Below are 18,788 nucleotides of genomic sequence, written 5' to 3' on the forward strand. Positions count from 1 at the left end.
GACGGTCATGCCGAGTCCCCGCCGGGGACGGTTTCCAGAAATGCAGCGAACCGGTGCGGGGTGGGATGGTCGTAGACGGTGGCGGCCTTGACCGCGATCCCGGTGCGTCTGCGCAGTGCGGCCGTGAACTCGACGGTGAGAATGGAGTCCAGGCCCAACTCGGTGAACGTTTGGTCGGGGCTGATCTGGTCCGGGTCCATGATCAGCACTTCGGCCACGGATTCGATTACCGGCGCCTCGAGTCTCGGACGAGCGTGTTGACTCATCGGCGAAGCGTCGCCGAGCGGACTGACCGGGACGCTGACGACCCTGCTGACGGTGTAGTTCAGCGTCGCTGTCAGTGGGCTGGTCACCGGTCGTTCGTAGGGTGGTGCGTTCGGTTTTGCGCGCCGAATCCCCCACGGAGGAATCATGAATGCCGAACATCGCTACGGTGACGTGCTCTACAGCCATCAGCAGGACAGCGAATTGACCAGGTTGACGTTGCTGGGCCGACTCACCAACGAGCACACGCTCCGCTGTCTCGGCGAGCTTCGACCCCGTCCGGAGTGGCGATGTCTCGAAATCGGCGCCGGGACGGGGCATATCGCGTCGGTACTGGCGCACGAGTACGGTGCCACCGTCCTCGCGACCGACCTGGATACCAGTCTGTTCGCGCCCGAACAAACGTCGAACCTGCGGATCATCGAGCACGACATCACCACCGAATCCTTTCCCGATGGCCACTTCGATCTCATAGTCGCCCGCTACGTCTTCGAACATCTCCGCGAGCGCGACGACCTGGTGCGCAAGACAGTGCGGTGGCTGCGCCCCGGCGGCAGTCTGCTTGTGGAGGACTTCTCCGACTGCGTCTTCGACAGCTCTCCGAACGAGATCTACGCACAGGTCATGGGCGCCTTCTTCCGCACGCTCACCGAAACGATCGGTTCCGATATCACCTACTGGGCGCGCCGATTCCCGCAGCCGCTCGCCGCGGCGGGGTTGCGCGATATCGGTGTCGATGCCGCGCTGTATCCGTGTTACGGCGGCGGATTACTGGCCGAGATTCTTCGGTTGAGTGTCGATCAGCTCGCACCGTCGATGATCTCGACCGGATCTGTCACCGAGACCCAGATCCGCGAACTCAACGCGCTGCTGGCGGACCCGGACTTCTTCGATCTCGGACTCATCAGTGTCGCCGCGTGGGGGCGCCGCGTCGGGTAATCGCGAGGCCGAACCAATGGTGGTTGCCATGTCAGCAGTTATCGTCACCCGTCACGACGGAATCCTGGAGATCCGCATCGATGACGCGCAGGCACGAAACCGTCTCACCCCGGGCGTCCTCGCGGGCATTCCCGCGGCCCTGCGCAGCGCCGACGCGGATCCGCGGATCAAAGTCTGTGTGCTGCTTGGCAGGCCCGACGTGTTCTGCCTCGGCGCCAGGCAGGAGGATCTGCTGAGTCTGCGGGCAGGCAGGCTCACCGCGATGTATGCCGACGAGTGTGTGCGCGGCCCGCTGCGCTGCCGGGTCCCCGTGGTCGCCGCGATGCGCGGTCATGCGATCGGCGGCGGACTGCTCCTCGGATTGTTCTGCGATGTTCTGGTGCTGTCCGAACGCTCGGTCTACCGCGCCAATTTCCTGCACTACGGGTTCACTCCGTGCTTGGGCGCCGCCGCGATCATGACGAATCGGCTCGGCGCCGTACTGGGCGCCGAGATGCTCCTGACCGCGGACGGGTATCAGGGCCGGACGCTGCGGGAGCGAGCGGCGCCGGTCCGCGTGGTCGACCACGAATCCGTAGAGCCGCGAGCCTCCGAGCTCGCGGCCCGACTCGCCGCGGTTCCCCGCAGCACCCTCGAAATGATGAAATCCCTTCTGACACGGTCATTGCGGGCCGATACCGACCGGGATATCGCCGAGGAGCTCGATATGCAGCATCGCACGATCCGCCTGCCCGAGATCGCCGACCGCCTTCGGGAGACATCCGATCAGCGATAGTCGCCGATCAGGACGACGCCGGGAATTCGGTCAACAACTCCCGAATCTCGCCCGCGGTGGTGTCGACATGTTCGGTGAGGATCGTCAAATGGTCGCCGGGGACGGCGGTGGCTCGACTGGTCCAATGCTCGGACCATCGACGATTGGGGTTGCCCGGCAGATCACTGCCCGCACGGATATACCGCACCGGCACCGAAAGGGCGCCCGGTGACCAACGGTGCTGAAACAGTTCGAAATACCACCCCATGGCCGTCAGCGCCGAATCATCGGTGGCGACGAATTCGGGTCCGGCAGCCAACATTCCACGCAGCACCGGGGAAAGCGCCATGCTCGCGACAACGCCCTGCGGCGGAGTGTCGAGCAGAATCAGGGCACGCACCCGCACCCCGATCGAGGACAGCCCGGCGGTGAGCGCGTGCGCCACCCAACCTCCGGAGGAGAAGCCGAGAAGCGCCAACGGCTCATCATCGCAACATTTCTCGACAGCGATCGCCATTGCCCGCGCGAGTGCGGTGGTGTCGGCCGGAAGATTCTCGCCCGCCCGAAACCCCGGCAATCCCACCGCGAGCACACGATGGGACCCACGCAGCGCGCCCGCGAGTCGCGCGTACGCGATATGCACTGCGATCGGCAGAATTCCGCCGACACAGACCAGGTCGGGCAGGTGCGCGTCCTCGGTCAAACGGAATGTCGGCACCTCCAGACGCGACGTGGTGAAGGCGCGGCCGCTGCGGGCAGCTGCAACAATCGCTGCCATGCCATGTGATACCCGATCCCGCGCGATCGGATCCTCGTCGAGGAGTTCGGTGAGATACGCGCGCACCGTGTGCGCATCTGCCGGCTCGGTCGAAGACATCAAACCCTCCGGCGCGTGGATGCATTCGACGGAATGGGTGTTCGATGGAAAACGGTGTTCGATGGAATGAAGATTCGGCGGAATCAACCAGCTCACGCAAGATACCATGAATCCGGCGAGCTCGATGCTTCACAAATCCTCGTCACGATTGTCGAATTCGGTGCTACACAATGCGATCCACTCGCACGCGGAAACACGGCCTCGTCTCGGTAGGAGTGTTTCATGTGGTCACCTTCGCAGCCCACCGCCGCCGTCGAAGTCCGAGAACCACGGTTCCTGCTCCTCGGCCCGCCGGTGGTGAGCGGCGCGGACCGGGTCGTCGTCTTGAAACCCGGTCTGCGCACCAACCTGCTCTCCCTTTTGCTCGCGGCTCGCGGAAACCCGGTCTGGGACAGTGCATTGATCGCCGAACTGTGGCCGCGACGACCACCGCTGGCGGCCGAGAACGCGCTGCAGGCGAACATCTCCAGACTGCGGCGCGACCTGATCGGTTGGGGATTGGCAGCCGGCGAGGTCGGCGTGCGCCGGATCCTGGTCGGCTATGTGCTCGAATGCGACCCGCGGCGCGTCGACCTCACCCACTTCGAAGTGTGGTCCCGCGACGCGCTGCGACTGGGTGCGACCGATCCGGAGGCGGCCTTGGCGGCGGGCCGTCGGGCGTTGAGCCTGTGGCGCGGCAGGCCGCTGGCCGGTTTGGATCCGCCGGTCGGCGTTCGGGCGATGTGCGCGCGGCTCGAGGAGCGATACCTGCAGACGCTGGAGACCGTCGCGGCCTGTCAGCTCGCGTTGGGGCGGCGCATGGAAATGCTGGAGGACCTCAGCGATCTGGTGATCCGCTACCCCTACCACGAGCGTTTCCACGAACTGCTCGTCGAGGCACTCTTCGATGTGGGCAGACAGGATCGTGGTATCCGGGTGTACCGGCAGTTCTGTGATCGACTGCGGGACGAACTCGGCGTGGATCCCTCGCCGCGCTTGCGGTCCGCGTATTCCCGGCTGTTGCTGCGGAACTGATCGTCGGGGTCTCGGTGTAATGCCGATGTAAGCGGCTCGGTGCACGCTGGCACCATGACGGTGCAGCAGCGGGTCGATCCCGCGACGCCGATATCGGCCCCGGATACCGAGCGGGCGCTGCTGCACACCATGCTCCTGTCCAGGGAATTCGATCGACGCGCCGCGCTCTGTTTCCGGCAGGGCGGCGCCTGGTTCCACATCTCGAGTGCCGGACACGAGGCGCTGGGCGCCCTGGCCGGTTTGCTGCGCGACGACGATGTCATCGCCCCGCACTATCGGGACCGCGCGCTGCTGCTCGCGCGCGGAATGTCGCTGGCCGACATGGCACATGATCTGCTGGCGACCGCGGGCGGGGACGCGCGCGGCCGCAATATGACGAGCCACTTCAGTGATCGCGCGAACAATGTGTTCTCGATCGCGAGCCCCGTCGCGAGCAATTGCCTGCCCGCCGCCGGTCTGGCGTGGGCGGCCCGGTTGCGTGGTCGCGAATCGGTGGTGCTGTGTCTGACCGGTGACGCCTCCACGCGCCAAGGCGAATTCTACGAAGCGGTGGCCTTCGCCGCCGAACGGACGCTGCCGGTGATATTCCTCGTCGAGGACAACCGGTACGGGGTCAGCACGCCGACCGACCGCACGAATCCCCGCGCCCTCGGACTTCTCGGCGCGGACCTGGTGGTCGCGGTCGACGGTCTGGACACCAGGGCGCTGGCGCTCGCGGCGGCCGAGGCGATCTCGACGGCGCGGCATTCGGGCAGGCCGCGCGTGCTGTGGTGTCGGATGGACCGCCTCGACGCGCACACCTCCGGCGACGACCAACGGATCTACCGGCCGCCCGCGGAGTTGGCGGCGCTGGGCGATCCCATCACGCTGCTGGCGGACCGCCTGCTCGCCGAGAACACCCTCACCCGCGCGGATCTGACGGTGATGCGGGCCGAGGCCGTGGCGACCGTCGCGGCGGTCTTCGAGGTCGCGGCCCTGCATCCGCACGCCGATCCGGCCACACTGGGTGAGGAACTGTTCGCCGCCCCGCCGATGGTGCTCGCGGCGGAACCGCCCGCCGAGACCATGCTCGCGGCCGTCAATGCCGAACTGGCTGTGGCGCTGGAGGATCCGCTGACGGTCGTGTTCGGGGAGGATGTCGAGGATCCGAAGGGCGGCGTCTTCGGTCTGACGAAGGGCCTGACGCCCACCGGTCGGGTGTTCAATTCGCCGCTGGCCGAGGCGACGATCGTTGGGGTCGGAGTCGGACTGGCCGCCGCGGGCCTGCGACCCGCCGTCGAATTGCAGTTCATCGATTTCGCCGGACCCGCGTGGAACCAGCTCACCGCGCAGGCCGCCACCCTGCGCTGGCGCACCCACGGGAGGTGGATCTGCCCCCTGATCATCTACGCGCCGTACGGCGCCTACTTGCCCGGCGGTGGCATCTGGCACAGTCAGAGCAACGAGAGCCTGCTCACCCATGTACCAGGGTTGCGGATCGCCGTGCCCGCCGGACCGGCCGATGTGCACGCGGTATTCCAGCAGGCCCGCGCCGGCGAGGATCCGGTGGTGGTGCTGCTGCCCAAACACCTGCTGCGGCAACGCGACAACGAGTTGTCCTGCGCGGGCGATCCGCTGCTGCGGTCCGGAGCGGATGTGACGATAGTGGCCTGGGGGAACTGCGTGGAGCTCGCCGTCGCGGCGGCCGACGAGCTGAGCGGCGACCACGTCGGCGCCGATGTGGTCGGGCTGTGCTGGCTCGATCCCTGTGATCCGGGGCCGGTCCTGGAATCGGTGCGCCGAACCGGTCGACTGATCGTCGTGCAGGAGGATGTCGCCGCGGGCAGTTTCGGCGCCTCGGTGATCTCGGCGGTGCTGTCGGACGACACCACCTTCTACCGGCTGCTCGCCCCGCCGCGATTGCTGTCGCGCGCCCACGTTCATGTCCCCTACGACATCGGTTTGGAATCCGCCGCCTTGCCGTGCGCAGCGGAGATCTGCCGTGTCGCCCGTGCGTTGTCGAGCCAGGAGTAACCGGTGCCGGAGATCCGCGTGCCACAGTTGGGCGAGGGCTTGGTGGAGGTCCGCGTGGTCCGATTGCTGAAACAGGTGGGCGACACTGTCGAGCGCGACGAGCCGCTGTACGAGGTCGAGACCGACAAGGCCATGATGGAGATCGAATCCCCGATCGCAGGCCGGATCGATGAGTGGCTGGTCGGCGTGGGTGATGTCGCGGCGGTGCACCAGCCGGTCGTCCGGCTCGTCGACACCGCGCGACCGGACGTCGAGACGGTGCGGATACCGCCGCGCACCAGGGTGCTCGCGCGCGCACTCGGCATCGATGGGGATCAACTGTCGCGGTGGGCACAGCAGCAGCACGCCGCGCTGCTACCCGAACATCTCGAAGCTCTCGTCGCGGGCGAGCGCACCGAACGAAAGACTGCCGCTCCCCACCCGTCGCACACCGAGCACATCGTGTCGGCCGCCGAGGAGAAACTGCATCGGGCACTGGCAGCCGCGCACGCGTCGGTTGTTCCGGCGTCGATGGCGGTGCAGATCGCCGCGGCCACGCTCGACCGGGCGGCGACCGCGCTGCGCGCGGAATCGACCGCGTTCACCACGGTTTTCACCGCCTTCGCCTATCTCGCGTGCCGCACCACGAACGATCACCCGGCACTGCGCACCCGCCGACTCTCCGCCGAGCGCCGCCGGGTCTTCGATCACCTGCAAGCGGCCCTCGCCGTCAGCACCGCCGACGGCGAGCTGGTCACCGCCACCCTCCGCGACGCCGATCAGCTGGACTATCCCGGATTCGCCGCCGCCTACGCCACCGCGATCGAGAACGCGCTGACCGGACACGGTCACGCCGATGACACCGTGACACTGGCGCTCTCGCATGTGGACAGTCCGTCCGCTCAGTTCGCAGTGCCGACCGTGGTATCGCCCGCGGTGGCCACGATCTTCCTCGGCGCACCGGGGCCGACCGGTCACCGGCATATCGTGCTGGCCTTCGATCACCTGGTGTTGAACGGGCACCAGGCGGCTGCCTACTTGGATGATCTGGTTGCCCTGATCGAGCGGACCGCAGTGCCTGCCACCGAGACCCGACGCCGTTCGGACGCTGCCGCACCGGATGACGTCACCGCCGTCGTCGCGGATGTCCTCGGCACGACCCCCGATCCCGACGCGGTGCTGGATCAGTACGGGCTCACCTCGGCCCAGGCGGTCCGAATCGCGCAGCGCCTCAACGCCCGCTACGGCAGCGAGCTACCCGCCACCGCCGTCTGGCACCATCCGACGGTGCGCGCTCTCGCCGCCGCGCTCACCCCGCGACCCGCGCCACAGACCACCGTCGAGCCGAGGCCGAGTCGCGACGATTCGCCCATCGCCCTGATCGGCGCCGCGTGCCGTCTCCCCGGCGCGGCGGGGATCGAACAGTACTGGCAACTGCTCTCGCGTGGTCGCGCCGTTTTCGGCGATATCCCGCCCGACCGGTTGCCGGAATTCACCGCGCCCGAGGGCGTCACCGCTGTCCGTGCGGCACTGCTCGACGATATCGCCGGATTCGACGCCTCCTTCTTCGGCATCAGCCCGCGAATGGCGGCCGGTATGGACCCCCAGCAGCGACTGCTGCTCGAACTCGCCTGGCACGCAGTGGAATCCGCAGCCATCGCACCCGAGACCCTGGCGGGTGGCCGCACCGGAGTCTTCATCGGCGCCGGCGCCTCCGATTACCGCGAGCGCGCCGCCCGCCTGGGTCTGGCGCAAGCCGCCACCGCCGTCGGCACCCTGCCCGCGTATCTGGCCAATCGGATCTCGCAGTTCTTCGACGTGCACGGCCCGAGCATCACCGTCGACACCGCCTGTTCCAGCGCGCTGACCGCACTGGGCCTGGCGGTCGACGCGCTGCGCTCCGGGTCCTGTGCGAGCGCCATCGTCGGGGCGGCCCACACCATCTGCAACAGCTTCAACGCGACGGCCTACTACCGAGCGGGCATGCTGTCGCCCACCGGAACCGGCACCGCGTTCGATGACAGTTGCGACGGTTTCGTGCGCGGTGAAGGGGCGGTGGTCTGTGTCCTCAAGCGGCTCGCCGACGCGCTGCGCGACGGGGATCCGGTGATCGCCACCATCCGCGGAGTCGCGGTCAATCACGGTGGCCGCGCCGCGGGCGCCGCCGCGCCCAATCCGGCCGCGCAGACCGCGCTCATCCGCGCCGCACTCGCCGATGCCGGACTGTCGGGCAGCAGCCTCGGCTATCTGGAAGCGCACGGCACGGCGACGCCGCTGGGCGACCCCATCGAATGGGAATCGTTGACGGCCGCGCTGGCGGGCATCGCCACCGCCGCCGGACCGCAGCACCGGCTGTGGGTCGGGTCCGCGAAATCCTATGTCGGGCACCTGGAAGGAGCGGCCGGACTGGTCGGGCTGCTCACCGCGGCGCTGGTCGTGCAGCGCGGTCGGATCCCCGCACTCGCCGGTTTCGACAAGCCCAACCACCGGCTCACCGTCACCGCCGTGCCGCTGACCTTGGCCGAACACGCCTGTGATTGGACGACGGATGAACCCAGGTTCGCCGGGGTGAACTCCTTCGGTCTGGGTGGCTCCAATGCCCATGTGATCGTGGAGTCGGCGCCGAACAGAGCGCCGCCGCCGGAAAAGGCAACGGGCACACTGCTATTCCCGCTCTCGGCGCGCACCGAAGCGGCGCTGCGCACCCTCGCCGCGGATCTCGCCGAGCGGCTGTCGCAGCCCCGCGCCGAGTATTCCCCGAGCCGGGTAGCGGCCACCCTGCAACTGGGTCGCGCCGCCTTTGGGGTGCGGCGGCTCATCACCACGCCCGATCTGGGCACGCTCGTCACCGCGCTGCGGTCTCTCGCCGCCGAAAGCGGTTCGCCCGAACCGCCGTCCACCCTCGAGGACCCGGTCGCGGCGGCCACGGCGGATCGCTGGTTGCGCGGAGAATCCGTCCGCTGGACCGACCTGTGGCCCGAAGGGGCCATCCCCCAGCGCATCGCGCTGTCCGGCTATCCATTCCAGCATCGGCGGCACTGGCTGACCGATGCCGAAGCGCAGGAGCCGAGGACATGACCGATCCCGTATTCACCGCGATCCGCGACAGTGTGCGCGACGTACTCCCCGACGTCGACGCCGACCGTATCCGGCCCGATATCAGCCTGGTCGAACTCGGTGCCAATTCCCTGGATCGGATGGATATCGTCGTTGACGTCATGCGCCGCCTCGGTGTCAAGATCTCCAGCGAGGAATTGGCGACCGTACGCGATATCGGTGGCCTGGCGGAACTGTTGCGGACCAAGACATGACCCGCCGTCCCGTCGTGATCAGCGCGGCGGCGGTGCTCAACGCGCTCGCCGAGGATCTCGACGATTTCGGCCGAGCTTTGGCGGCCGGGCGCAGCGCGATCAGCGCGGCGGACGAGCATGTGCCGAGCGCGGCGCATACCGCCGCCGGGGCCTTTCTCGACGGTTTCGACCTGCGCGAGTGGGCCGCACGCCATCTCGACGACGAGGCGGCTCGCACGCTGGTCCGGGCGGCGCGACGCTGCGCGCTGCCCGCTCAGACGGCCGCCTGTGTCGCCGTGCGCGCCCTGCGCGCCGCCGAACTCGACGCGGACCTGCTGGCGCCCACCTCGGTGCTGGTGGCGGGCAGCAATCTCGCCCTCGGCTATCAACACCGAGTAGCGGTGGCGTTCGAGCAGGGCCGGGCGCCGCAGCCGTCACACGCGTTGGTGCACATGGATATCGATGTGGTCGGCGCGGTCGGCGACGCCACGGGATGCCGAGGCGAAGGCTGGTGCCTGGGGGCTTCCGCGGCCAGCGGGACGTTGGCGCTGATCCAGGCGACGCGGATGATCCGCGGCGGCGATATCGACCGCTGCCTGGTGATCGGACCGTGTTGCGAACTGGGACCCGCGGAGCTGCGCGCCCTCTCGGATGCCGGGGCGCTGGCGGGTCCCGACGACGCCGACCCGACCCACGTCTGCCGCCCGTTCGACACGGCCCGCCGCGGCTTCGTACCGGGACAGGGCGCGGCCGCGGTACTGCTGGAAAGCGCCGACAGCCTCGCGGACCGAGCGGGTTCGATGCTGGCCCGCATCGTCGGAGTCGGCGTCCGACTCGACGGCAGGCGCGGTATGGATCCCGCACTGCCGGGCCAGATCTCGGCGATGCGATCTGCGCTGGCGGATGCGGGGCTGAGCGCGGATTCGGTCGACTACGTCAACGCGCACGCCGCAGGCACCAGGGCGGGCGACGCGTGTGAAGCCGAGGCCATCCACACTGTCTTCGGGACCGGTCCGCTGGTCAATTCCACCAAGGAACTGATCGGTCACGGTATGGGTGCGGCCGGTGTGCAGGAGACCGTCGCCACCGTCCTACAGCTGAGAAATGGCTTCTGCCATCCCAATCCGAATCTGACCGACCCGTGCCACCCCGGTGTGCGCTTCGTCGGCCCCCGGACTGTGCGCGGCGATCTCACCACCGCGATCAAGAACGCCGTCGGCGTCAGCGGTATCAGCGCCGCGATCGTCCTCACCACCGAGGAGGCGCCATGCGGGCCGTAGGAATCGAAGCAGCGTCGGTCTATGTCGGACAGGCCGTTGTCGGCGTCCCCACTGTTTTCGAAGGGCGCGGACTCGACGCCTCCCGGTACGAGAACCTCATGATGCGCACCAAGAGCGTCGCGTTGCCGTGGGAGGATCCGGTGACCAACGCCGTCAACGCCGCCCGGCCGATCATCGAAGCGCTGAGCCCGCGCGAACGCGACCGGATCGAATACCTCGCCATCGGCACCGAATCCGGGATCGATCTGAGCAAGACGATCGCCAACTACGTGCAGCGCCACCTCGGGCTGTCCAACAACTGCGGCGTCTTCGAGGTCAAACAAGCGTGCTACGCGGCATTCGCGGCACTGGAAACGGCGGTGAATTTCGTCGCGGTCGCCCCGCGCCCCGGAACTCGCGCCCTGGTCATCAATGCCGATATTCCCCATCCCGTGCAGGGCACCTACTACGAACCCAGCCAAGGGATGGGTTCGGTGGCGATACTGCTCGGCGATCACCCCGAACTGGCCGTCTTCGAGCCGGGCGCCAACGGCCACTACACCTTCGAGGTGATGGACTCGTGCCGTCCGCGATACACCCTGGAGGTCGTCGACACGGATGTCTCACTGCTGGCCTATCTGGAGTGCCTGGAGGGCGCGTTCCTCGACTATGCCGCCAAGAAACCGGGAACCGACATCATGCGGGATTTCGAACTGCTCTGCATGCATACCCCGTTCGGCGGCATGGTCAAAGGGGCGCACCGATCGCTGCTGCGCAAGCTGACGAATCTGACCAAGGACCAGATCGATCAGGACTTCCTGGACCGGGTCGAACCGTCGATTCGGTACGGAATGCGCATCGGCAATATCTATTCCGGCAGTGTGTTCTTGGCACTGACCAGCGCGCTCGCGCACAGCGACAACACTGTTGCGCGTCGCATCGGCGCGTTCTCCTACGGATCGGGCTGCGGCTCCCAGTTCACCGGGATCACCGCGCTGCCCGGCCCGGCGGCAGCCGCATTGCGCGCCCGCATCGATGCCGCGCTCGACCGACGCGTCGAATTGGATTGGGACACCTACGCGCGGCTCGCCGACCTGGCCGGACGACCGGCCGCGGGCACCCGCGACGCCACAGTGGACGCCGACATCGGTTTGGTCGCCGAGGTGGCAGCCGACAACGCCGCGCCACGACTCGTGCTGACCGGCATCAGTGACTACCGGCGGGAATACCGGTGGGAGGGGCGCACACCATGACGGTGCGGACCGACGGACCGGTGACCACCGTTGTCCTCGACCGGCCCGACGCGGGAAATCCGCTCGACGACCAGGTGATCGGCACGCTGCTCACCGTCCTGGACGAGGTCGACAAGCACAACCGCGCCATCGTGGTGTTGCGAGCCGTCGGGCCGACCTTCTGCCAGGGCATGCCGTTGGATGTCCCGCCAACCGAGTGGGCCGACCAGCCGCTGCCCCCGCCCTGGCGACTGTTCCAGCGGATCCACAACAGCTCCGCGCTGGTCGTCGCGTCGATCGACGGCTCGGTGCGCGGTGGCGGCGTCGGCTTGTCGGCGGCCTGCGATCTGGTGATCGCCGGACCGTCGGCCACCTGGCGGCTCACCGAAGCACTGCTCGGATTCGTGCCCGCCATGGTGCTGCCGTTCCTGGCCGAACGCATCGGAGTCGCCCGCGCCGTCTCGTGGACGCTGACCGCGCGCACCATCGATGCGGATCTCGCCTGCCGAACCGGATTGGCCGATCTGCTCGCGACCGATCCGCAAGAGTCGCTGCACGGTCTGCTCCGCGACCTGCGCCGCCTGCCCGCAGGGACGGTGTCGGCACTGAAATCGTTCCGGCAGTGTGCCTTTCGGATCCCCGACGAGATCGGCGCAGCCGCCGGAGCCGTCCTCGCCGAGCGCCTGGCCGCACCGGAAACACAGCACCGGCTGCGGGCGCTGCGCGAAGCGGGACTGCTGTCGGGCCGATCCTGAAGTTCCAGGCGGACAGCGACTCACGCCCCGCCGAACTGCTCGACGCACGGCAATATCCCGATGCGACAGCCCAGGTTGTGCAGTACGCCGCCAGGCCCCGCATCCCACATCGCGGGCGCACCGAACGCGCGCAGCGCTTCGACCGTCTCGGACCACCGCACCGGCAGCAGCAGCGACCGCACCAGCAGTTCCACACATTCCTCCGGATCCCGGTGCGGGCGACAATCAATACCCGACATCACCGGTATTCGCAACGCACCCAACGACACTCGCGCCAGCACGGCCCGCCACCGGTCGAGTGCCACCCCCATCAGCGGGGAATGCGCCGCCGCGCCCACCGGCAGATATCGCGCGAGAGCGAAACGATCCTCGGCCGCCGCGACCGCCGCGCGCACCGTCACCGGATCACCCGACAGCACGATCTGTCGTTCGCTATTGATATTGGCCACTTCGAGAACCCCCGGATGCACGGCGAGCACACTGCGCCGCAACCACTCGACCTCCAGCAGGTCCAGGCCCATAAGCACCACCATGATGCCCGGCTCGGACCGCTGCGCCTCGTGAAACAGCTCCCCTCGCCGCACCACGACTTCGAACCCGTCCTCGGCGCTCATACCACCGGCGAAGACGAAGGCGGTGAGTTCGCCCAAACTGTGCCCCGCGGTCGCCGGAACACCGGCACGGCCATCGGTTTCGGCCAGAGCGTTGAGCAGACCGCACACGTACACGACCGGTTGCGCGACCCTCGTGTCGGTCAAATCCAGATCGGTGCGACGCCGAACCCCGAACCGATCCAGCAGTCGCCGCACCATCGGTTCGTCCGGTAGCCGCGCGAGGGGTTCGGCGAGTTTCTCGGGCGCGATGCCTTGGCCGGGGAAGACCACAGCGGGTGTCACGTCCTCACCCCTCCACGATCTGGTGCCGGGAAACGGCCAGATTCAACCGTTGCAGCCGCGGTCCCGGCGGCAGTTGGTGTTGATGGCGCAGCCAAGAGCAGGTGCGACGGTAGGCGTCCTGCGCCTCGGCCGAGCGGCCGGTGCGGGCCAGCGCCTCGATCAGCAGCGCGCAGCCGCGCTCCCAGCCGGGATCGGCGGCGAGCTCCTCGCGGAGCCGGGCAACGGCCTGCTCGAAGGTGCCGAGCCGGAAATGGGCGCGAACGAACGCGGTGACGACCATGCGCCGCTGTTCTTCGAGCCGGATGCCCGCACGGCGACGCAGACTCGCCTCCGGTGCGCTCGCGAAGGGCGGTCCGGTCCACAGACCCAACGCGGCATCGGCCTTGGCGATGACCTCGGCGAAGGCATGCCCCGCGCCGGCGGCGGCGATCTCGGTGACGAGACGCTCGAAGACCGCCACATCGACGCGGCATGCCGCGGCATCGAGCCGGTATCCGCCTGCGGCCGAGACGATCTCGGCGCCGTCGAGGATCGAACGCAGTCGACAGACATGCGCCCGCACCGCGTTCGGAGCGTCACCCGGCGGAGCCTCACCCCAGAGTTCGTCCACCAATTCCGAATAGGGGACGACCGTTCCGCATCGGACCGCCAGAACTCCCAGCAGCGCCACCCGCTGCGGTCCGCTGACCGGCACACGCCGCTCGTCCCGTTGGATATGGGGCGGGCCGAGCACCTGGATCCACAGCATGAGGACTCCGGATCTCGAATCGAGCACGAACGAACACCTGGCGCTCCACGACACCGCACGACCATGACCGCACCACTGACCGCCGCGCTGAAATGCGATGTCAGCGTGGCGGTCAGGGTGGAGAAAAGTACACCGATACCGGAGACTCAGCCGCAATGGCAGCGACCGGTTTGTCGGCCACGCTGGACGGCATGGCAAACCTGTCCTACGCCACGGGGTGGCGCAAGTATCTGTGGCTGGCCGCCGGGATAGCGCTGGCGGTGGCAGGCACCAACGGCGAGTGGGCGATCCCGCTCGCCGGATGGGTGTTCTCCCTCGCGATGATGCGCTTCGCCCGCAGTAGCGGCGTGTGGATCGGGTCCGCGGGAGTCGTGCTCGGTTACTGCGTGGCGACGGTGGTGCTGGTGGCCGCGTCGGGCAGTCTGACGGTGCCGCCGATCCTGGTGGGCTGCGTATTGCTCAGCCTGTTGCTGAGCGTTCCGTTGCTGGCCGACCGGCTGCTGTGCACGCGACTGCCGGTGTTCGCCGCGACGCTGGTATTTCCCGCGACGCGGGTGGCGCTGGAATTCCTCCTCGCCACTTTCAGCCCGCTCGGCACCGTCTTCGGGCCGCTCGCCACCGTGCAGTCGACGAATCTGCCGCTGCTGCAACTGGTTTCGGTGACAGGAGTCTATGGGATCAGCTTCCTCATGGCCTGGGCCGCTCCGGTGGTCAATGCCGTGCTGGAGCGGCGCGCGTGGCGGGCGGTCGCGGCGGCCTATGTCGCGGTGCTCGGCCTGGTGCTCTTCGGCGGGAGCCTGCGGCTGGCGCTGGCCCCGTCCCCGCAGACCGTGCGGGTGGCCGGGATCAGCGTCTCGCGCGACGCCGAGCAGCGCATGCACGGCCTCAACAACTTTCACACCCCCACGCTGACCCCCGAGCAGAAACCGGTGCTGCGCAAGGCCTTCGCGGAACTCACCGACGACCTGTTCGCCCGCACCCGCCGCGAGGCCGACGCGGGCGCGCGCATCCTCGCCTGGCCCGAGGCCGCAGGCGTCGTCCTGGACGATGACTACCCGGAATTCCTGCGCACCGCACGGGAATTGGCCGTGGACAAACACATCTATCTCGATCTGGGTTTGGCCGTGGTCCAGGCGGGCGACCCGCCCACCCGCGATATCGCGGTGCTGGTGACCCCCGACGGGCAGATCGAGTCGACCTACGACAAGGCGCACCCGGTGCCCGGTATGGAAAACCTGCGGCCCGGCGACGGCCGAGTGCCGGTCGCGGCGTCCCCGTACGGCAGGCTGGGCCACCTCATCTGCTTCGACGCCGACTTCCCGCGCACCGCCCGCGCCCGCGCCGATATCGTGTTCGTCCCCTCCAACGACTGGCCGGGCGTCGCGCGCACCCACGCCGCCGACACCGTCTTCCGCGCGGTCGAGAACGGATACGGCATCCTGCGGCAAACCAGCAACGGGATCGCGATCGCCGTCGACGCCTACGGAACCCCGCTGGCGCGGTCGGACTATTTCGCCTCGACCGAGCACAGCATGGTCGTGTCGATGCCGACCCGAGGCACCCGAACGATCTACGGCATGGTCGGCGACGTGTTCGCCTGGCTGTGCGTCGCGGGAGCGGCCGGGCTGGCGGCGGCGGGCGTGCTGCGGTCGAGCCGATCATGAGAACCATCGAGAAAGGTGCGAGGATGCCACGAGTGCGGACATCGCTGCGGGACAGGCTGGCGACACCGGTCCGAGCGGCGGCCATGATCGGGCTGTCGGTCGCGGGACTCGGTGCGGCGGTGCTGGTCCTGCTGTGCGCGGGGCTCGCGGTCCTCGGCGCCCGAGGACCGTTCGCGAGCGCGGCGGGTTGGCTGCGTGCGCTCGCCGATGCCGCGCGGCGGCAGGCGCGTCGTCTCGGCGTCGATATCCCGCGGCCCTACGGTCCGCAAACCGATGCCGCGTCCCTGCTGAAGTCACGCGCTACCTGGCGTGATGTCGGCTGGGCCGTCCTCGACCCGCTCGCGGGCACCTGGGCCGCCCTCATCGCCGCGGGCATGCCGCTCTACGGGCTCTACGGTGTGGCGCAACCGCTGCTCTGGCAGGGCGGAACACACTCCTACGGCGCACTGCGCGTGAACTCCGCGACCACCGCGCTGGCCGCGGTCCCGGTAGGACTGGCGGTGACCGTACTCGGCCTCCTCCTCGGACCGGCGCTGCTGCGGTTGCGCGCCCGCTGGGCACGCAAGCTGCTCGGTCCCTCCCGCACCAGCGCGCTCGAGCAGCGAGTGCAGACCCTGGTCGGGACCCGCGCCGACAGCATCGACACCGGGGCCGCCGAACTGCGCCGCATCGAACGCGACCTGCACGACGGCGCCCAGGCCCGCCTGGTCGCGCTCGGCATGGGTCTCGGCAACGCCGAGCGGTTGTTCGACGAGGATCCCGCCACCGCCCGCGCACTGGTCGCCGCCGCGCGCGAGACCTCATCGAAAGCGCTGGAAGAACTGCGCGACCTGGTGCGCGGCGTGCACCCGCCCGTCCTGTCCGATCGCGGCCTGGCCGACGCGCTGCGCGCGCTGGCCCTGGATTCGCTGCTCGAGATCGATGTGGTGTCCGATCTCGAGGGGCGACCGGCAGCGCCCGTCGAATCGGCCGTCTACTTCGCGATCAGCGAATTGCTCGCCAACGCGGGCAAATACGCGCCGGACAGCGCCGTGCGCGTGCTGCTGCACCACAGCGACGGTGTCCTGCGCTGCAGCATCGCCGACGACGGACCCGGCGGCGCCGATCCGTCCCGAGGCACCGGCCTGCAAGGCATTCGACGCCGCTTGGCCGTCTTCGACGGCACCATTGCCATCCACAGCCCGACCGGCGGACCCACCCGCGTGCACCTGGAGGTACCGTGCCGGATCGGCTCCGCGTAGTCGTCGCCGAGGACCTGTTCCTCATCCGGGATGCCCTGGTGCGCATACTCACCGACCACGACTTCACCGTTGTCGCCGCCGTCGACAACGGCCCCGCGTTGCGGCGGGCGCTGACCGAGCTGCAACCCGATGTGGCCGTGGTCGACGTGCGGCTGCCGCCCTCGTTGACCGACGAGGGCCTGCAGGCCGTCATCGCCGCCCGCCGCGCCCGGCCGGGCTTCCCGGTGCTGGTGCTGTCCCAGTACGTCGAGCAGCTCTACGCGCGGGAACTGCTCGCCGACGGAGCGGGCGCGGTCGGCTATCTGCTCAAGGACCGCGTCGCCGATACCGCGCAGTTCGTCGACGCTGTCACCTCCGTCGCCCGCGGCGGCACCGCGATGGACCCGCAGGTCGTCGCCAAACTTCTCAACAGGAGCGACGCGCGCGGACGCACCGCGGCGCTGAGCCCGCGCGAACACGAAGTGCTCGGCCTCATCGCCGCGGGACGTTCGAACGCGGCCATCGCGCGGCAGCTGATCATCTCGCCCAGCGCGGTCACCAAGCACATCGCCGCGATTTTCGGAAAACTGCGCCTGCCCGAATCCGAGAACGACAATCGGCGGGTCCTCGCCGTGCTCGCCCACCTCGATCGGTGAGCTCCTGGCTGAGCAGGCACAGCCGCCCGGACTCATAACTTCCGGGCACCGAATCGGTTGCGGCCCAATACGACCGGGGACTCGACACGCCAACCGGGATATCGCGAAAAATTTTCGAAAACGAATCGGACGGCCAGACACGTTGCCCGGCAACCGATCCGGGATTTACACTGGGCGGCCTGACACTCGACCTGCCGGACGGCGCCCCGGTCGGCGGCGTACACGTCCTGCAGGTCACCCAGTACGACGACAATGACGCCCTGCTCGGCGGAATCCGTTACCTGGCAATGGCGGCCAACGCGGAACTGATGCTCCCCTGCGTCTGATCCGGTGACCGCAATGCAGTCGGTGGCCCCATGGCCCGCGCTCGCGGGGCGACCGACAGAGTCGAGCCCCGGCGAAATCACCGGAGCGATTTCCCGGGGCTCGACTCGCCCACTGAACATCTCATGGGCCGAAAGATGAGCATGCTCAGCGCATCAGAACGCCACCGTTGATGTCGTGGGTGGCGCCGGTGATGAATCCGGCGCCGTCGCCCGCGAGAAATGTGACCAGGTGGGCGATTTCGGCGGGATCGGCGATGCGGCCGACCGGGATCGCGGCCGCGAGGTCGGCCATGGCCCGCGCGCCGATGGTGTGAACCATCGGGGTCTCGATCATGCCGGGGGCGATGACGTTCGCGGTGATGCCGTCGGCCGCGAGCTCCTTCGCGAAAACGCGAGTCATCGCGATGAGCGCGGCTTTGGATGCGCCGTAGTGCATCCCGGTGGGACGCGGCTGCTGTGCGGACAGCGAGGCGATATTGATGATGCGTCCGAACCCGCGCTCCCGCATACCGTGCGCGGCGGTGCGGGTGAGAAGGAAGGCCGCGCGCACATTGACCGCGAATACCGTGTCCCACTCCTGCGCCGGGATATCCCAGAGTCCGGTCATGGGAGCCACGGCCGCGTTGTTGACGAGGATGTCCACGCCGCCGAGCCGCTCGACGACGGTCCGATAGGCGGCGTCGAGCTGGTCCGGATCGGCGAGGTCGGCGGTGATCGGTGTTGTCCGCGTGCCGATTTCGGCGGCAGTGCGCGCGTTGGCGTCGGCGTCCCGGTCGAGCATCGCCACGCTCGCGCCCGCCGCGTGCAGTGCGGCGGCGATCGCGGCGCCCAATCCCTGGGCGGCGCCGGTGACGAGTGCGGTCCGGCCGGATAGATCGATGGTGGTCATCGGGAACTCCGGT

General features: G+C 68.6%; 17 protein-coding genes. 12 read left to right on the plus strand and 5 right to left on the minus strand.

Features of this window, described 5'->3' with window-relative positions:
- Positions 1 to 5: 5 nt before the first annotated feature.
- Positions 6 to 353 carry an acyl carrier protein gene (locus D5S18_RS26390; RefSeq protein ID WP_158607977.1) on the minus strand — a complete coding sequence of 116 codons (348 nt, stop codon included), beginning with the start codon at positions 351 to 353 and terminating at the stop codon, positions 6 to 8.
- A 58-nt stretch (positions 354 to 411) separates the two neighbouring features.
- Here D5S18_RS26390 and D5S18_RS26395 point away from each other — a divergent pair, with 58 nt between their 5' ends.
- Together D5S18_RS26395 and D5S18_RS26400 are read left to right on the plus strand one after the other, a co-directional pair.
- Complete coding sequence (locus D5S18_RS26395) at positions 412 to 1,203, plus strand: class I SAM-dependent methyltransferase (RefSeq protein WP_120043791.1); 792 nt, start codon at positions 412 to 414, stop codon at positions 1,201 to 1,203.
- Positions 1,204 to 1,231: 28 nt separating this feature from the next.
- On the plus strand, positions 1,232 to 1,978 hold the full coding sequence (locus D5S18_RS26400) for a polyketide synthase (protein ID WP_158607978.1): 747 nt from the start codon (positions 1,232 to 1,234) through the stop codon (positions 1,976 to 1,978).
- Positions 1,979 to 1,985: 7 nt separating this feature from the next.
- Here D5S18_RS26400 and D5S18_RS26405 read toward each other — a convergent pair whose 3' ends face one another.
- Positions 1,986 to 2,834: an alpha/beta fold hydrolase gene (locus D5S18_RS26405; RefSeq protein ID WP_158607979.1), complete on the minus strand. Its 849-nt coding sequence runs from the start codon at positions 2,832 to 2,834 to the stop codon at positions 1,986 to 1,988.
- A gap of 222 nt (positions 2,835 to 3,056) precedes the next feature.
- Between D5S18_RS26405 and D5S18_RS26410 the strand changes: the two genes are divergently transcribed.
- The 7 genes from D5S18_RS26410 to D5S18_RS26440 are packed head-to-tail and all read left to right on the plus strand — an operon-like array spanning position 3,057 to position 12,376.
- Complete coding sequence (locus D5S18_RS26410; protein WP_120043794.1) at positions 3,057 to 3,848, plus strand: AfsR/SARP family transcriptional regulator; 792 nt, start codon at positions 3,057 to 3,059, stop codon at positions 3,846 to 3,848.
- 54 nt (positions 3,849 to 3,902) lie between these two features.
- Positions 3,903 to 5,861 carry a dehydrogenase E1 component subunit alpha/beta gene (locus D5S18_RS26415; RefSeq protein ID WP_120043795.1) on the plus strand — a complete coding sequence of 653 codons (1,959 nt, stop codon included), beginning with the start codon at positions 3,903 to 3,905 and terminating at the stop codon, positions 5,859 to 5,861.
- A gap of 3 nt (positions 5,862 to 5,864) precedes the next feature.
- Positions 5,865 to 8,918 (plus strand): beta-ketoacyl synthase N-terminal-like domain-containing protein, encoded by a 3,054-nt coding sequence (locus tag D5S18_RS26420; RefSeq protein WP_120043796.1) that lies wholly within the window; start codon positions 5,865 to 5,867, stop codon positions 8,916 to 8,918.
- On the plus strand, positions 8,915 to 9,151 hold the full coding sequence (locus D5S18_RS26425) for a phosphopantetheine-binding protein (RefSeq protein WP_120043797.1): 237 nt from the start codon (positions 8,915 to 8,917) through the stop codon (positions 9,149 to 9,151). Before D5S18_RS26420 ends, D5S18_RS26425 begins: the two co-directional genes overlap by 4 nt.
- Positions 9,148 to 10,410 carry a beta-ketoacyl synthase N-terminal-like domain-containing protein gene (locus D5S18_RS26430; protein WP_120043798.1) on the plus strand — a complete coding sequence of 421 codons (1,263 nt, stop codon included), beginning with the start codon at positions 9,148 to 9,150 and terminating at the stop codon, positions 10,408 to 10,410. Before D5S18_RS26425 ends, D5S18_RS26430 begins: the two co-directional genes overlap by 4 nt.
- Positions 10,398 to 11,642, plus strand: a complete 1,245-nt coding sequence (locus tag D5S18_RS26435) for a hydroxymethylglutaryl-CoA synthase family protein (RefSeq protein ID WP_120043799.1) — start codon at positions 10,398 to 10,400, stop codon at positions 11,640 to 11,642. The genes D5S18_RS26430 and D5S18_RS26435 overlap by 13 nt, the downstream gene beginning before the upstream one ends.
- Positions 11,639 to 12,376 (plus strand): enoyl-CoA hydratase-related protein, encoded by a 738-nt coding sequence (locus D5S18_RS26440; protein ID WP_120043800.1) that lies wholly within the window; start codon positions 11,639 to 11,641, stop codon positions 12,374 to 12,376. Before D5S18_RS26435 ends, D5S18_RS26440 begins: the two co-directional genes overlap by 4 nt.
- Positions 12,377 to 12,396: 20 nt before the next feature.
- Here D5S18_RS26440 and D5S18_RS26445 read toward each other — a convergent pair whose 3' ends face one another.
- Together D5S18_RS26445 and D5S18_RS26450 are read right to left on the minus strand one after the other, a co-directional pair.
- Complete coding sequence (locus tag D5S18_RS26445) at positions 12,397 to 13,272, minus strand: ACP S-malonyltransferase (RefSeq protein WP_147404192.1); 876 nt, start codon at positions 13,270 to 13,272, stop codon at positions 12,397 to 12,399.
- 4 nt (positions 13,273 to 13,276) lie between these two features.
- The gene (locus tag D5S18_RS26450) at positions 13,277 to 14,047 is read right to left on the minus strand and encodes an AfsR/SARP family transcriptional regulator (protein WP_147404194.1); all 771 of its coding nucleotides are present in this window, start codon (positions 14,045 to 14,047) and stop codon (positions 13,277 to 13,279) included.
- A 128-nt stretch (positions 14,048 to 14,175) separates the two neighbouring features.
- On the opposite strand from D5S18_RS26450, the gene D5S18_RS26455 reads away from it, so the two are divergent.
- From D5S18_RS26455 to D5S18_RS26465, 3 genes are read left to right on the plus strand one after another with little or no spacing between them, the layout of a single operon-like run.
- Positions 14,176 to 15,684, plus strand: coding sequence for a nitrilase-related carbon-nitrogen hydrolase (locus D5S18_RS26455; protein ID WP_158607980.1), 1,509 nt, complete (start codon positions 14,176 to 14,178; stop codon positions 15,682 to 15,684).
- A 23-nt stretch (positions 15,685 to 15,707) separates the two neighbouring features.
- Complete coding sequence (locus tag D5S18_RS26460; RefSeq protein WP_120043804.1) at positions 15,708 to 16,925, plus strand: sensor histidine kinase; 1,218 nt, start codon at positions 15,708 to 15,710, stop codon at positions 16,923 to 16,925.
- A complete protein-coding gene (locus tag D5S18_RS26465) occupies positions 16,904 to 17,560 on the plus strand; it encodes a response regulator transcription factor (protein ID WP_120043805.1) in 657 nt (218 codons plus the stop codon). The genes D5S18_RS26460 and D5S18_RS26465 overlap by 22 nt, the downstream gene beginning before the upstream one ends.
- Before the next feature lie 471 nt (positions 17,561 to 18,031).
- On the opposite strand, the gene D5S18_RS26475 is transcribed toward D5S18_RS26465, so the two are convergent.
- Positions 18,032 to 18,775, minus strand: a complete 744-nt coding sequence (locus D5S18_RS26475; protein ID WP_120043807.1) for an SDR family NAD(P)-dependent oxidoreductase — start codon at positions 18,773 to 18,775, stop codon at positions 18,032 to 18,034.
- Positions 18,776 to 18,788 lie beyond the last annotated feature (13 nt).

Source organism: Nocardia panacis (assembly GCF_003598715.1).
GTDB lineage: Bacteria > Actinomycetota > Actinomycetes > Mycobacteriales > Mycobacteriaceae > Nocardia > Nocardia panacis.